At 45.2% G+C, this 15989-nt stretch carries 12 protein-coding genes; 2 read left to right on the forward strand and 10 right to left on the reverse strand.

Annotated elements, in window-relative coordinates:
• Positions 1 to 190: 190 nt before the first annotated feature.
• From FD04_RS02740 to FD04_RS02775, 7 genes are all read right to left on the reverse strand, one after another.
• Entirely contained in the window at positions 191 to 841 is a 651-nt protein-coding gene (locus FD04_RS02740; protein WP_056946797.1) for a CBS and ACT domain-containing protein, read from the reverse strand.
• Positions 842 to 844: 3 nt separating this feature from the next.
• On the reverse strand, positions 845 to 1555 hold the full coding sequence (locus tag FD04_RS02745; RefSeq protein WP_056946799.1) for an ABC transporter ATP-binding protein: 711 nt from the start codon (positions 1553 to 1555) through the stop codon (positions 845 to 847).
• Positions 1556 to 1557: 2 nt separating this feature from the next.
• On the reverse strand, positions 1558 to 2337 hold the full coding sequence (locus FD04_RS02750; RefSeq protein WP_056946802.1) for an ABC transporter ATP-binding protein: 780 nt from the start codon (positions 2335 to 2337) through the stop codon (positions 1558 to 1560).
• Entirely contained in the window at positions 2334 to 3290 is a 957-nt protein-coding gene (locus FD04_RS02755; protein WP_056947473.1) for a branched-chain amino acid ABC transporter permease, read from the reverse strand. The genes FD04_RS02750 and FD04_RS02755 overlap by 4 nt, the downstream gene beginning before the upstream one ends.
• A gap of 9 nt (positions 3291 to 3299) precedes the next feature.
• The gene (locus FD04_RS02760; RefSeq protein WP_056946804.1) at positions 3300 to 4178 is read right to left on the reverse strand and encodes a branched-chain amino acid ABC transporter permease; all 879 of its coding nucleotides are present in this window, start codon (positions 4176 to 4178) and stop codon (positions 3300 to 3302) included.
• Between the two features lie 123 nt (positions 4179 to 4301).
• Positions 4302 to 5498 (reverse strand): ABC transporter substrate-binding protein, encoded by a 1197-nt coding sequence (locus FD04_RS02765; RefSeq protein WP_056946806.1) that lies wholly within the window; start codon positions 5496 to 5498, stop codon positions 4302 to 4304.
• A gap of 807 nt (positions 5499 to 6305) precedes the next feature.
• Complete coding sequence (locus FD04_RS02775) at positions 6306 to 7322, reverse strand: aldo/keto reductase (protein ID WP_054699557.1); 1017 nt, start codon at positions 7320 to 7322, stop codon at positions 6306 to 6308.
• 154 nt (positions 7323 to 7476) lie between these two features.
• On the opposite strand from FD04_RS02775, the gene FD04_RS02780 reads away from it, so the two are divergent.
• On the forward strand, positions 7477 to 8184 hold the full coding sequence (locus tag FD04_RS02780) for an AzlC family ABC transporter permease (RefSeq protein ID WP_082603092.1): 708 nt from the start codon (positions 7477 to 7479) through the stop codon (positions 8182 to 8184).
• A complete protein-coding gene (locus FD04_RS02785) occupies positions 8171 to 8497 on the forward strand; it encodes an AzlD domain-containing protein (protein WP_056946812.1) in 327 nt (108 codons plus the stop codon). Before FD04_RS02780 ends, FD04_RS02785 begins: the two co-directional genes overlap by 14 nt.
• A gap of 293 nt (positions 8498 to 8790) precedes the next feature.
• On the opposite strand, the gene FD04_RS02790 is transcribed toward FD04_RS02785, so the two are convergent.
• The 3 genes from FD04_RS02790 to ppdK all read right to left on the reverse strand — a co-directional run bounded on the left by FD04_RS02790 (position 8791) and on the right by ppdK (position 15849).
• Positions 8791 to 11019 carry an alpha-galactosidase gene (locus FD04_RS02790; protein ID WP_054699554.1) on the reverse strand — a complete coding sequence of 743 codons (2229 nt, stop codon included), beginning with the start codon at positions 11017 to 11019 and terminating at the stop codon, positions 8791 to 8793.
• 183 nt (positions 11020 to 11202) lie between these two features.
• Positions 11203 to 13113 carry a sugar MFS transporter gene (locus tag FD04_RS02795; RefSeq protein ID WP_056946815.1) on the reverse strand — a complete coding sequence of 637 codons (1911 nt, stop codon included), beginning with the start codon at positions 13111 to 13113 and terminating at the stop codon, positions 11203 to 11205.
• Positions 13114 to 13233: 120 nt separating this feature from the next.
• Positions 13234 to 15849 carry a pyruvate, phosphate dikinase gene (ppdK, locus tag FD04_RS02800; RefSeq protein ID WP_056946818.1) on the reverse strand — a complete coding sequence of 872 codons (2616 nt, stop codon included), beginning with the start codon at positions 15847 to 15849 and terminating at the stop codon, positions 13234 to 13236.
• Positions 15850 to 15989 lie beyond the last annotated feature (140 nt).

Here is a 15989-nt window from a genome sequence, read left to right on the forward strand (position 1 = left end):
CCCTGACACGGTGTCTCTCTGCTAAAAAGTATACTGATATTACAAAAAGATGTCAATATTACACATTTTGAAACAAAGTTTACCCCTGTTGGTCGTAACGCCAGATGTACAAAATAACGCAATCTCTCTATCCAGAAAGATTGCGTTATTTGGATTGGCCATTTTAAATTGAATAATTGATCCAAACCCGTTACTTTTCAACGCGCTGATTAACTACGAGACGAACTTCGTATCCCGCAGCTTCAAGTGCGCGTTTCACCGCGTCACCATCCGTTTTATCAACGTGCATTTCGATCATAATGGTCCCTAAATTGCGCGTGACAATCAGCGTCTGAATGTTAAACCCGTTGTCGGCCATAATCTTACTCATCTCGTAAATCACACCGGTACGGTCATGTTCGACCATCACCTGAACAACCGTCGCGTCAACGAAATAATCGGTAATATCCAAAAAACCGTCTAAAATATCATTGGTGGTAATGATGCCCACCACTTCAGTGCCATCCATAACCGGTAAAACGCCAATATGGTTGTGCCGCATCGTTGAAATGGCATCTTCCAGCTGTGCGCTATGTTCAATCGTTTTGACGTCTTTTTCCATCACATCTTTGACCGTCATTTTATTGAAGAGATAATTCACTTCATAAATCGACAGACTAGTTGCCTTGGATGGTGACGCTTCTTGAATGATGCCCTCGGTCACAATGCCGACAAGTTTGGCACCATCAATGACCGGTAAACGATGAATCTGGTTATCCTTCATCACGTTAATGGCCACGTTAATTTTAGTATCCGGCGAAATGGTAATCACCTTTTTAGTCATGTAATCTGCAACGCTCATCTTTTAGCCTCCTAGGTATGCTTTTTGAACATCTTGATTGGCTAGCAGTTCTGCTCCGGTGCCAGACATCTTGACTTCACCACTTGCCAGCACGTAGCCGCGGTCCGCAATTGCCAACGCTTTTTTGGCGTTTTGTTCAATCAGAAGAACGGTCGTCCCCTGTTCTTTAATCGCTTCAACGATATCAAATATTTCATTGATGAAAATTGGTGCCAATCCCATTGACGGTTCATCCAGTAACAACAACTTGGGTTTGGACATCAGTGCTCGACCCATAGCCAGCATTTGCTGTTCACCGCCTGAAAGAGTGGCTGCATCTTGATCGAGTCGTTCCTTTAAAACGGGAAACCGCTGATAGACCGCTTCAAAGCTGTCAGTCATCGATTGACGATTACTTTGCAAAAAAGCGCCCATTTGAAGATTTTCCTTTACGGACATACCCGGGAAGATATGGCGTCCTTCAGGCACTTGTGAAATGCCAGCAGCCACGATTTTGGGCGCCTTTTGTTTTTGAATTGGCTGTCCTTCGTATGTAATCGTGCCACTTGCCGGTTTTAAGAGGCCGGAAATCGTTTTTAGGATTGTAGTTTTCCCCGCCCCATTGGCACCAATTAAAGATACGATCTCACCCTGATTGATTTCAAAGCTGACACCTTTAACGGCGTTGATCACGCCGTAGTTGACTGCCAAATCCTTCACTTCTAACATCGCCATGATTACGCCTCCTCGCCTAAGTATGCTTTAATAACCGCTGGATTTTGTTGAATTTGCGCCGGCGTACCTTCTGCTAACAGTGAGCCGTGATCCAACACGTAAATTCGTTCGGCCAGGTTCATGACCAGCGACATGTCATGCTCAATCAACAAAACGGTAATGTGAAACTCACGCTGAATCTGACGAATCAGTCTTGTTAGATCAGCAGTTTCTTCAGGATTCATCCCGGCTGCCGGTTCGTCTAAAAATAGGACCTTGGGTTTCATTGCCAAACCACGGACAATCTCCAGTCGGCGCTGAATCCCGTATGGCAAATTTTTAGCCAATTTATCCACGTCGTCTTGCAGATCAAAAATCTTAAGAAGTTCAATGGCTTCCTGGCGAATCTGGGCTTCCGTTCGATAAAACTTAGGTAGTCGAAAGACTGATTGCACAAAACCTTCCTTATAATGAGCCGTCATGGCAATCAAGACGTTATCCAACACAGACAGTTCTTTAAAGAGTCGAATATTTTGAAAAGTCCGAGCCATCCCCAAATTAGCAATTTTATAGGCCTTTTTCCCATTAAGTGGAATCGTGCCATTTGGTCCCCGAAACGTGATTGAGCCTGAACTTGGTACGATCACGCCAGTTAATAAGTTGAACAAAGTGGTTTTACCCGCCCCATTCGGCCCAATCAAGGCAACTAATTCATCGTCGTTAAGTTGCATGGTGACATCCGAAACGGCCGTCAAGCCGCCGAAATTTTTAACTAAGTCTTCTACTTTAAGTAGTGTGCTCATGACTTGACCTCCGTCTTCGTTTTTTTAGTAAACAGGCGTTTGAATGAGAGTTCCCAAGTACCCATGATGCCAGATGGCTTGAAAATCATAATCAAAATCAAAACCACCGCGTAAATCACCATCCGCAATGCGCCAAAATTTTGAAGCGCTGTATCGACAATCCCCAATATAATAGCAGCGACAAAACTTCCAGTGACACTGCCAACACCACCAAGTACAACAATAATCAAAATGGCAATTGATTCCATGATGTTAAAGTTACTTGGTGCAATGGTTTGCAAGTATGAGGCTTGCATCGAACCAGCAACGGCTGCAGTTGCAGCACCAAGCACAAAGGCAGCCAGTTTCCACTTGAAAACATTGATTCCCATTGACTCAGCAGCAATTTCGTCTTCCCGAACGGCCATTGCGGCACGACCACCACGACTGTGAATAAAGTTAACGATGATAATCGTAGTGACACAGATCATAATATAAACCACTGGCCAAGTTGCGAATTGGGGGATGTTGAACATTCCGGAAGGTCCGTTCGTAATTTTCAAATTATTGATCACAATCCGAATAATTTCTGCAGCCCCCATCGTTGCGATAGCGAGGTAGTCCCCGCGAAGACGCAGTGTCGGAATGCCGACAACTAGCGCAGCAACAATCGCAATCACGACCCCCACGATAATTGAGACGTAAAAGGCACCTGCAGTAGGCGTTTTGCTAATGATAATGGCGGTGGCATACGCACCAACTGCCATGAACCCAGCGTGGCCCAATGAGAACTGACCAGCAAAACCAATCACAAGGTTCAAGCCAACGGCCAAAATAATATTGATGCCGATCGTGACCAACATGTTTTCAAGAAACGAATCGATCACGCCGACTAAAATCAGTGTGTTCATCAGGTAAAAGCCAGCGACCATCAGAATGAGCCAGCAAATATTGTATTTCAAGTTTGCTTTCAAAATCATCACCTAGACCTTTTCTTTGACGTTCTTACCGAAGATTCCGGCTGGCAATACCAATAGAATAATAATCAACACGAGATAGACAGCCGCATCCTTGTACGCAGACAGGCCGACCGATTGTACTGCGGTTTCCAATAGACCAATCAAGAAGCCCCCGAGTGAAGCCCCTGGTACGGATCCGATACCACCAACAACAGCAGCAACGAAGGCTTTGATACCGGGTGTCATGCCCATGAGTGGATCAATCGAGTTATAGTACAACCCAATCAAGACACCGGCTGCACCGGCCATTGATGAACCCAAGGCAAAGGTAAATGAAATGGTGCGGTTAATGTTGATGCCAACCAGTTCAGCTGCATCCGCATCAACAGACACGGCACGCATTGCCCGGCCCATCTTGGTTTTTTTGATGATCAGTTGCAGCAGGATCATCAAAAAACAAGCAGTAGCCAAAATCAAAATTTGAATGTTGGAAATTCGAACGCCGAAAATCGTGTAATTCACTTGTTTGATGACTTGGGGAAAGTTTCGTGTGTCGGCACCGTACAGATACGACATGATATTTTCCAAGAAGTATGAAACCCCAATGGCGGTAATCAACGCCGTGATTCGTGGCGCGTGTCGAAGTGGTCGGTATGCTAAATACTCAATTACAACGCCAGCCACGGCGCAGACAAACATGGCGGATACCAACGCGAAAATAAAGTTAAAATGCCAAAAGTTGATCGTGTAGTAACCCCAAAAGGCACCTAACATGTAGATATCACCATGCGCAAAGTTAATCAATTTGATAATACCGTAGACCATGGTGTAGCCCAGTGCCAAAAGCGCGTAGATGCTTCCCAATGACAGGCCATTTATGAGTTGTTGCAAGAGTGTAGTCAAGGTGTCACCCTCCTTATGTAGTTAGAGTCCGTCTAAGCAGCTCTCGTCAGCCGTGGCTGATTGGTATGACTTCCAACCACTCCCAGTTGACGAGAGCCCCCTAGCAGGGAACTCTACAATCAGTTACTTGATTTGTGTTGAACCAACAACCTTACCGTTATTCAAGTGTTCAACAGCGATTGGCTTGTTAGCATCGTGCTTTGAGTCGATGGTGATCTTACCAGTAACGCCATCGAAGTTCTTAATTTTAGCCAAGCCGTCACGAATTTTAACTGAGTTAGCTGACTTTTCGTTTTCAATTGCTGTCTTGATCATGTAGGTTGAGTCGTAAGCCAAAGCTGAGAAGGTTGGTGCATCAGTGTGGTAACGTGCCTTATAAGCCTTCAGGAACTTAGCTGCGACTGGGTTGCTCTTGGCAACTGTTTGCGAGAATGGTGTGGTGTAGTAGATGTTTGAAGCATTCTTAGCACCAGCGATTTGAACCAATTTAGCATCGGCCATCCCATCTGAACCAACGATTGGAACGTTTAGGCCCATTTGACGTGCTTGCTTGATGATCAAACCAATTTCTGAGTAATAACCTGGTGCGTAAATTGCATCGATTTTCTTATTCTTAAATGACGTCAAGATGGCGTTGAAATCCTTGTCACCTGAAGCGAAGTACTGCGTATCAACAACCTTACCCGTGAACTGTTTCTTAAATGCCTTAGCAAGGCCTGTCCCGTAATCAGTTGAGTTATCACCCAGAACTGCAACCCGCTTGGCCTTCAAGTTATTGGTCATAAACTTAGCAGCGGTGCCACCTTGGAAGTTGTTTTGGTAACATGCACGGAAGACGTATGGTTGGGCCTTGCCGTTCTTTTGCAACGTGAAGTTTGGATCAGTCGCCGATGGACTCAGTGCAGCAACCTTTGCCTTGGTTTCGTTAGGAATGGCTGCGGTCCCAGCGTTGGTTGTGGCCGTCCCAATGATGGCGTTGACCTTATCGTTGTTTGACAACTGGGCTGCAATTGAAGCACTGGTACTCGTTGAAGTCTTGTTATCTTTGATGATCAACTTGATCTTCTTCTTTTTACCGTTAACGTTGACGCCACCCTTATTGTTAATTTCTTTGGTGGCCATCTCGATACCTTGTTTCATTTGGTTCCCATAACCACCAGCGGCACCGGAGAGTTCCAAGTTAACCCCGATCTTAACGGTGCTACCTGTTTGATCATTGCCTTGACTCGTTGTCTTGGCTGTTGAACACCCTGCAAAAATCGCTGCAGACATCATAATTGCTGCAATCCCAGTAACTTTCTTAATCATGCTTTTTTTCATAAGTTTCTCCCACTTTCTGATCGTTTGTATGTAGTCTTGGCTGTCCTGGTCTTCTTCCCTCCCTCACCAGGGCAATAAAAAAACCTCATCCAATAATGAATGAGGTCTAAAGTCAGATTTATCATCAAGCCCTCATCATTAAAAACATAAATAAGGGCTCAACTTGTTTAATTTGTAGTATAACTACTAAATTAAAGTTGCGTCCTTGGTTTTTAATAATAAGACTAAATTCTGACGAGCAGAGGTTACGTTAAATTGTTGAGTTGTTGGTGTTTTCATGGTGTAACCTCCTTGTCAGAATTTATTTTTTCTTGATTGAATGATGTTAGTATAATCGTAATCTCATTTAGCGTCAACAGTTTTTTAATATTTTTTTCATGTCCGTAAAAACAACCTGACGTGTAACCTTCAGTTTTTCGGAGTCCCTTTTGGCATATTACACCAGTCCGCCTCTGGCAGACAGCGAGACCGGTTGGTAGCTGTGGGACCAGTTTCAGCCACGCAAAAAACGCGTGTCTTCCGCTTCGATTCTGAGCCTCGTATAACCCACGAGTCTCAGAATCGTCCAGTCCCACTAAGCGCTTCGCGCAAAGTGGGACTTATCACTGCTACCAACCGGTCTCGCTGACTGCACGCCGGCTTACATCGTGCATTATTTAACAGGCTGGATTCGATAAATATGACATTTTACCAAGCGGTTTTATTGTCTCCAATAAACAAATTAAACACCTTTCAAATCTAAATCAAGTTGCCAAAACTACCCTGTAAGTCCACCAGAGGTAACAGCATTTACTTGACCGTTACGACTTACTTTCTCGACCAATCAATCTCGCTTTGATCAGCTAAAATCGCATCAATCTGAGCCAATTCATCATCACTGAAATCTAAGTGGTTCAACGCTTTGACATTGTCCACCAGTTGTCCAGGTCGACTAGCACCCACCAAGACACAAGCTAACTCTGGTTCACGTAAGTTCCAAGCTAATGCCATTTCGGCTAACGTTTGGTTTCGTGAAGCAGCAACGTCATTTAAAGCACGCACCGTCTTAAGCGTTTGTTTCACTTGCTTAGGTTGCAAAAAAGGACTGGTTGATTTGGCTGCCCGCGAATTTTCGGGAATCCCATTCAGGTATTTATCCGTCAACAGACCTTGGCACAGTGAGCTAAAGCCCACCGCCGCTTTATGATGGGCTTTTAGAACTGGGAACAAGTCCTGTTCAATGCCACGATTAAACATGTTATAGCGTGGTTGGTGAATCACAAACGGCGTGTGCATGTCTTCAAAGCACTTAATGATGGCTTCTGTCTGCGCGCCACTATAATTGGAAATCCCAACGTACAGCGCCTTGCCTTGACGAACTAAGCTGTCCAAGGCCTGGGCAGTCTCATACACGTTTGTGTCAGGATCTGGTCGATGACTATAGAAAATATCAACGTAATCTAACCCTAAACGTGCCAAACTCTGATTGGCGCTGGCGATGATACTCTTGCGTGATCCCCAGTTACCGTATGGGCCATCCCACATCTCATAACCAGCTTTGCTAGCCACAACAATTTCATCACGGTAGGGTTTTAAATCAGTTGCTAAAATACGACCAAAGTTTTCCTCGGCACTACCTGGAATTGGACCATAATTATTCGCCAAATCAAAGTAGGTAATGCCCAAATCAAAGGCTTGCTGAACAATTGCCCGTTGGTTTTCATAAGCATCAACACTACCAAAGTTGTGCCATAGTCCCAAACCAATTGCAGATAGTTGTAGACCACTATCGCCAAGGTGGTTGTACACCATGTTGTCATATCGTTTTGAATCTGCTTGATACATCAAAAAGCCCCCAATATTAGTCTAGTAATCGGTTACATTATACCTTTTACAACGTGATAAACCAATCTAACAATGTTGATCAATCGTCTCATATTGACACAATAACGCCGGGCACGTATAGTGAATAAAGCCCTCTGATGAAAGGATGATGACTTTGACGGGTGAACTTAGTTTTAAAGCCGGGTTGCGTGACACGCTGCCAACTGTCTTTGGTTATATTAGCATCGGCCTCGCATTTGGTATCACAGCCAAAGCGAATGGTTTAAGTGTTTTAGAAATTATCTTAATGTCTTTAATTACATATGCAGGCTCCGCCGAATTTATCATCGTGAGTCTGTTAGCTGTCCACGCTGGTTTTTGGGCCATGATTCTCTCAGTCTTTTTAGTGAACGCTCGCATGATTCTCATGAGCACTGTAGTTGCACCCTATACTTCCCACGAGAGTTTGCTTAAAAACATCTGGGCTGGCACGCTACTCACTGATGAAACTTTTGCGTTAACCATGAACAAGCTGAACTACACGGACCACAAGCTGAACTTTACTTGGCTAAATTCCGCTAATTTATTTGCTTACCTGACTTGGGCGGCGGCTTCAGGCGTCGGCGGCATCTTAGGTAATCTGATAGACGATCCACAAAAGTACGGGTTCGATTTCGCGTTAGTGGCCATGTTCATTGGCTTACTATATTTGCAAATCATCGCCGACCGTTCGATTAAGTTCAACGTTCAGTTAACCGTGATTCTCTTTGTTGCCGTACTCATGTACTTTGGCATGGCCTTTATCACGGCCAACGCCCTGTTATTGATTGTAACCCTACTTGGCTGTGGATTTGGGATGGTGTTGAAGCATGTCGTTAAATAGTTATGTCCTATTAGTTATCTTAGGTACTGGCCTAGTCACTTGGCTATCACGTATCACACCGTTCGTGCTACTCAAGCGGTTTAAATTGTCACCCATCGTTGTGAATTTTTTAGGCTTTGTACCAATCAGCATTATGACCGCGCTTTGGATTCAAAGCTTGTTGGTCCAACATCTGGGACAACTCCCTAGCCTAAACGTGCCAAACGTCTTGGCAAGCGTACCAACTTTGATCAGCGCTGTGATCTCCAAAAATTTGATGGTCATTGTGCTTGTTGGCGTGATTTCCCTTGGTGTTATTAATTTGTTAATGTAGTCTCAAAAAGTGAGAGTGGGCAAAAACTCGTTTAGGTCCCAGAATATATGAGAACCGGCCCGTGGATTCCTGGTTTTGGAATCTGCGGACCGGTTCTCATATATGGCCGGGACCTGAGTTTTGGCGCACGACCCAGCGAAGCTTGGAAGCCTATCTGGCGTTTAGACTAGATAACAGTCTTGAGATAAAGTGAAATTTTTTACTCACCTCGAATTAAGAAATTAATTCGATGCTTACCAATATGGACTTTTTTCCCAGCCTCCCTATTTGATTTGCATTAATACCTGCTATTTTTATTCAACAACATCAATCAACAGACGCCGAGAACTGTAATCTGCCAAAGCCTTGACTTCCGCAGCCTCATCAAAAATTTTATCCATGAACAACCCAGCGTTCATGAGTTCATCACCGTAATAAGTTGCCTCACCGCCATTAATCCGGTACTGCTTATTCGGATCTAATCCGCGAAGGTAGAAGCGAATATAGGGGGCGTTAATGTGATTCAAAATTTGGTAGCGAGTCGCAATCGCGTGATTTTGTTGGTCGTCAACGACAATCCAGCTCATGACGTTGCCATCCCCCTCAAACGGACTGTCAATTCGGTAAAGTTTCCCAAATTGGTAAAGAGCACGGTGTTGCTTATAAAAGGCCACTTGTTCCTTGACTTCAGCGGCTTCATCATCTGGCATCTGCGAGATATCCAGCTCATAACCAAACGCACCGTAAAACGCTACGTTCGCACGCGTTTCGAGCGACGTCATCCGACCATTTTGTTCATTTGGTACGGCAGAAACATGCGCACCCATCATCGCTTGTGGGTAGCCGTATGAAGTCCCAAATTGAATCTTCATTCGCTCAACGGCATCCGTATCATCACTGGTCCACGCTTGCGGTGCATAATACATCATGCCCAGATCAAATCGGCCACCACCAGAAGCACACGATTCAAATAAGACGTCTGGATAGGCCTTAGTTAGACGATCATAGAGCTGATAAACACCCAGAATGTATCGATGGGCCATCTCTAATTGGCGGTTAGCAGCTAAATTCGTGCTGTACATTTCGGTAATGTAGCGGTTCATATCCCACTTAATATAGTCTAACTTAGTATCGTCAATCACAGTGCTCATCAGATCATAAATGTAATCAACTACTTCTTGGCGAGTGTAGTCGAGCACGTACTGATTGCGACCAGGTGTTGCCCGCCGCTCTGGCACGTGAATCAGCCACTCTGGATGCGTTTCGTAAAGTTTGCTATCGATTGAAATCATCTCAGGTTCAAACCAGAGCCCAAATTTAAGGTCTAAATCATGAACTTGATCAGCAAAGGCACCAATGCCGTTCGGTAACTTCGTTGGGTCCACGAACCAGTCACCAAGTGAAGTATGGTCGTCATCACGATGACCAAACCAGCCATCGTCCAAGACAAACATTTCAATTCCAAGTGACTTGGCCTTCTTGGCAATCTTCAGTAATTTTTCATCATCGAAATCAAAGTAGGTTGCTTCCCAGTTATTCACAAGGATTGGCCGCTCCTGCTTAACGTACTTGGAATTAACTAAGTGGGCCGCATAGAAGTCAGCCATTTGCTGACTCAATTGGTTAAAACCAGCGTCAGTATAACTCAAAACGGCTTCAGGTGTCTGGAAACTCTCATCCGGATCCAAATGCCAAGCAAAATCGGTTGGATTAATCCCGACTAAGATCCGACTAGTAGACCATTGATCAACTTCAATTTGATCTAAGAAATTACCAGAGTAGATTAAGTTAAAGCCAAAAACTTCACCAGCATCGTCTGTCGTCGTAGGTCGTGCCAACATCATAAATGGGTTTTGTTGTGGACTTGAAGTTGCCCGAACTGAGTCGATGGCTTGTAAGCCTGACCGCAGCGGGGTTCGGATCAGATGACGTTCTTGTGACCAAGTGCCAGAAAACTGGACCATGTCATATCGACTATCAGGTAAGTCTAACTGTGCACTCAAAGCGGCATCTAAAGTAACTCCTGCAACACCGTGGTTCTTAAAGTTAGCGCTCCGTACGATAACGTCTTGGTGTGGGAAAACCGTGTATTGCAACTCCAAGTCCAATTGAATGGCAGCATCCGTGAGGTGGATGATCAAAGTTTCAACGTCATCTTGGGCATCGTCATCAAAACTCGACGGTAAGTCAGCCAATCGTTGCTTGCCCTGAACCACTTCATAATGATCGTACTTTAAATCGGTGATTCGACTGCCATTTTCTTGGGTCACCTGGTAAGCTGGTCGACGAAAATCACCAGTCCCGGTCGCAGCATATTCCTGTTTAATTGCGTCTAACTGAAAGCCAGGATCTTCTAGTGAGTATGACGGTGTGGTGTTCTTCCATTCCCGCTTTAGTAAGTTAGCATAGTCAGCGCGCACGTGAATCTGCTTGCCATAATACACCTGGCCTAAAACGCCATGTTCGAGTACTTTAAAAACGTAACTGGTATGGTCAGTTTGGATGTGAAATACTTGGTTGGTTTCATCAATATGAATTGGCAATGTCTGTCTTCCCTTCCTGTAACCTAATTGGTATTTTGTTCACTTTAACACAACATCAATATCACAACAGCCCTGCAGCCAACAGTCCCACGGATTGCGGTTGCAGGGCTTATTGTGGGAAAACCTCACCGGGTTTTCGTTTCAGTAAAGCTCATGAGTTTATTTGTCGCAGTATAACCGTAACTATTGTTGATACGACATCACTGAATCGCCGTGGTTAACCATGCCTGAATCTCGCAACATGTTTGTGGCTGACACGTGATCAGTCATGACCATCATAACGGTATCATCGTACCCAGCCGCTTTAATCTCGGCAGATGAGAATTCAAGCAACAAGTCGCCCTTCTTCACTTTTTGGTCCTTTTCAACGTGGGTGACAAACGATTCACCGCGCATATTAACGGTCCCAATCCCAATGTGAATTAGAGTTCCAACGCCTTGGTCAGAAACTAAGCCCACGGCGTGCATGGTTGGGAAGGTCACTTTAACCGTACCATCAAATGGCGCATAAATTTTACCATCCGTTGGTTTGATTGCAAACCCGGCACCCATTTTACCTGAAGCAAAGTTCTCATCGTTAACGGTGTTCAATGGCCGAATCTCACCATCCACTGGTGCTTCGTAATCGTAGCTCACACCACCGTTAGCGTCAATGTAGTCCACGTCTTCGCCCAAGGTTTTACCCCAGGTTTTTTCAAGTTCTTCAACAATTTGAGCATGTTGCTTTTCGTCCAACGTCACTTTCTTGAAGAAGATGAAGGTCCCAATCAACATCAAGGCAGCTGGAATCCCAAACATCATTAACTTGAAGACCATGTGACCGTGTGTCGTAATGTCAGTGGCAGAGGCACCGGCAGTCATCCCAGCCCAAACGGCGGTTAAACCAACCACCCCGTTTGAAATGGCACCACCCATTTTATCCAACAATGGTCGAACAGAAAGGGTCAGTGATTCATCACGGTGACCGAACTTCAATTGACCATATTCAACGGAGTCGGTGATGATCATCAAAACAACTAAGAACACAAGTGGTTGTGGAATGTAGAAGATCACAGCGGCAGCCAAAATCATCGGTAATGAATTACCGGCAAATAAGAATAAGATCAACCCGATAATCATGACACTAATGGATAAGAAGAACACGTTCTTACGACTGAACTTCTTAGCTAGTGGTGGGAACGCGATAACCGCAAACACACCGATGATGGCGTTGATAGATGCCAAGATACTAAATTGTGAGGCATCACCCAAGATGTAAGTAAAGTAGTAGAGTTCCAAAGCGTTGGTGATTTGAGCACCCGCCGTATAAAGTGCATAGGTGAGTGATAACCACATGAGTTGATCGTTACGAGTCAACACTTTTAGCACTGCACGGAACGTCGTTTTTTCTTTGTTCTTACGAAGTTCTGAATTCTTTTCCTTCGTCCCCAATCCCACAACTGCGGCCGAGATAAACGAAGTCAAAGCAACGACCATTGCGAAGGCGAACCACCCACGGTTATCACCTTGGCCGTGATTTGAGACTTGTGAGAACATCAAAACGATTGGCATGACCATCACACCAACAATGTTGGCACCAATGTTTGACCCAACACGAGCGAAGGTCGCCGTTTTTTCACGTTCCCGTGAATCAAATGATAGGGCCGGAATCATTGACCAGAAGCCAACGTCCTTGAATGAATAGAAAATATCCATTGTGATGTACAAGATAGCGAATAAGATCAAGTACAGATATGGGTTGGAGGTGTTTAACCCGCCCATGTTCGTAAATAGGATGGCAATGGTGATTGAACTAATTAACCCACCACCAACGATCCAAGGCTTGAAGTTCCCCCAACGGGTCGAAGTATTATCGATCGTATTCCCAATGAACGGATCAATGGCTAATTCGACAAACCGTAAAATCATGATGATCAACGTAATGTAGCCAATCATCTTAGAACCAGTGGCGCCACTGCTCTTATCAAACAAGTGAGACGTGACGAACATAATGAAGTATGTTGACAATGTTGCGTAAAACATATCGTGGCCAAACGCCCCAAAAGCATATGATAGTCTTGAGGTTAAGACCTGACCCTGTTTTTCTTCTTCCATGAGACAAACCCCTCTGCATTAGTAGAATTGTAAAACTTGTTTCAACGACTCAAATCGTAAGCGGTTTCAAATAACTGAAAACAAATAATGGCATCTGGTGTTGCCACCAGAATGAACGGCTTAGTTTTGAGTCAGTGTCGCCTGTGCAGCTGCCAAGCGGGCAACTGGTACCCGGTAAGGTGAGCACGAGACGTACGTGATGCCAATTTGATTAAAGAATTCGATGGAAGCCGGATCGCCACCAACCTCACCACAGACACCAATCGGTAACTCTGGGTTAGTCTGACGGCCCTTGGTAATCGCAATTTCCATCAGCGCGCCAACCCCTTGCGTATCAATCGTTTGGAATGGGTCGGCAGGCAAGATGCCTTGCTTGATGTACTCTGGCATAAACGAGCCTACATCGTCACGCGAATAACCAAAGGTTAACTGCGTCAAATCGTTGGTACCGAAACTGAAGAAGTCTGAGACCTCCGCAATTTGGTCGGCCGTGACACAGGCTCGTGGCATCTCCATCATCGTGCCAACCGTGTAGTCGACGCGAATGCCACTGTTGTTGACCATCTGTTGAATCTGATCAGTGACCAAGTCTCTGACCCACGACATTTCGTCGCGAGAGTCGGTGAGCGGAATCATAATGTGTGGGTGCACTTCAAGCCCCTCATCATTCAACCGGATCACGGCACTCATAATGGCCTTAACCTGCATTTGATAAATGTCTGGGAACGTCACGGCTAGTCGATCACCACGGTGACCAAGCATTGGGTTAAGTTCCTTTAGACTGGTAATTCGTTCACGTAATCGTTCGGGTGTTTCTTGAATTTGGTTCGCCACAATTTGAATTTCGGCTTCATCATGTGGTAAGAACTCGTGAAGCGGTGGATCAAGTAGCCGAATGGTGACTTCTTTATCACCAGCTAATTTGTATAACTGGTAAAAGTCCTCTTGTTGCATCTGTAGCAGTTGACTGAGCGGATCTCGACGTCCCTTGGCGTCCGTCGCCAGAATTAACCGCCGCATTTGTAACAACCGTTCTGGTTTAAAGAACATGTGCTCAGTCCGCGTTAAGCCAATCCCGTCAGCGTCAAAGTCCAAGGCTTTTTGAAAATCCTGTGGCGTATCCGCGTTGGTATAAACCCCCATTTTGGCAACGTCTTTCGCCCAGTCAAGCAGGGTTGATAATTCCCCCTTCACCCCAGCTGGCGTGGTATTGATTTGGCCTAAATACAAGTTACCGGTTGTCCCATCAACCGATACCCAGTCACCTTCATGAATCACTTGATCGCCGACTTTGGCAACCTTCCCAGCGTAATCAACCGTGATCTCGTGGGCACCAACGACACCCGTTGCCCCCATCCCACGAGCAACCACAGCGGCGTGTGATGTCATGCCACCACGTGAGGTGACGATGGCTTGACTCACAATCATACCTTCAATGTCTTCTGGTGACGTATCTTGACGAATCAAGATGACTTGCTCGCCACCATCACTGGCACGCTTTGCATCTTCAGCAGTGAAGTAAGCCCGGCCAGTGGCAGCCCCTGGTGAGGCTGGTAAACCAGTCGTTAACTTGGTGTGTTGGCCTAAATCAGTTTCATCGAACTCAGGATGTAGCATCGCTGAAACTGATTCGGGACTCACACGTTTGAGTGCTTGCTCCTTGGTAATTAACCCTTCGCCGACTTGATCAACCGCAATTTTGACGGCCGCATATGGCGTTCGTTTACCATCACGGGCTTGCAGTAAGAAGAGCTTGCCATTTTCGATCGTAAACTCTAAGTCCTGCATATCTTGATAGTGGTTTTCAAGCTTCTCAGCAATCCCCATCAGTTGATCATAAATAACTGGCATCGCGTCCTTTAATACTTCGATGGTCTCAGGAGTTCGAATACCCGCAACCACGTCTTCACCCTGAGCATTCAAGAGGTATTCACCGAAGACTTTTTTCTCACCAGAAGCTGGATTACGTGTAAACGCAACCCCAGTACCAGATTGTTCACCGGCGTTGCCAAAGACCATTTCCTGAACGTTAACGGCTGTTCCCAGTGATTCAGAAATGTGATTTTGCTGACGATAGACTTGAGCCCGGTGGTTATTCCAGGACTCAAATACCGCATTCACGGCGGCTAGCAACTGATCTTTAGGGGACTGAGGAAATTCACCCTTACCAGCAGCCTGATAGATTGCCTTGAAATCAGCAACAATCTGTTTCAAGTCATCGGCAGTTAATTCCAAATCACTGTCGTAACCCTTCTGTTGCTTCAAATCGGTCAGCACGTGGTCGAAAGTTTCTTCTTCGATGTTATAAACCACGTTACCAAACATCGCTAACAACCGCCGATAGCTATCGTAGGCAAATCGTTCATTGTTAGTCAGCGTCGCAAGTGCAACCACGGTTTGATCATTCAAACCAATATTTAAAATTGTATCCATCATCCCAGGCATCGAAATCGCTGCGCCAGAACGTACAGAAACAAGTAGTGGCTGAGTATCGCCATTAAACTGCTTACCCGTCGTCTGACTGAGCGTTGCCAAGGCTTCGTCAAGCTCGGTTAGTAACTCTGAACTCAGTGAACCAGTTTCTTGATAACGGTGACAGGCTTCAGTTGTTAATGTAAACCCGTGTGGAACCGGCAAACCGAGGTTGGTCATCTCGGCCAAGTTAGCACCCTTTCCGCCAAGTAAATCACGCATCGACATGTTACCTTCGGAAAAAGCATAGATTTGTTTTGTCATATAACCACTCTTTCTGTAAATACAACGTCACATTTGCTTGGTTTATAATTTATATGACTTTAAATGTGATTGCAAGTGGTTTTAATGAAATAGTCTTACAATCCCCGTCAGAACGCGGTTTGAAAATTTAGGGGACTGTT

This window comes from Secundilactobacillus odoratitofui DSM 19909 = JCM 15043, from assembly GCF_001434895.1.
In the GTDB taxonomy this organism is placed as follows: domain Bacteria; phylum Bacillota; class Bacilli; order Lactobacillales; family Lactobacillaceae; genus Secundilactobacillus; species Secundilactobacillus odoratitofui.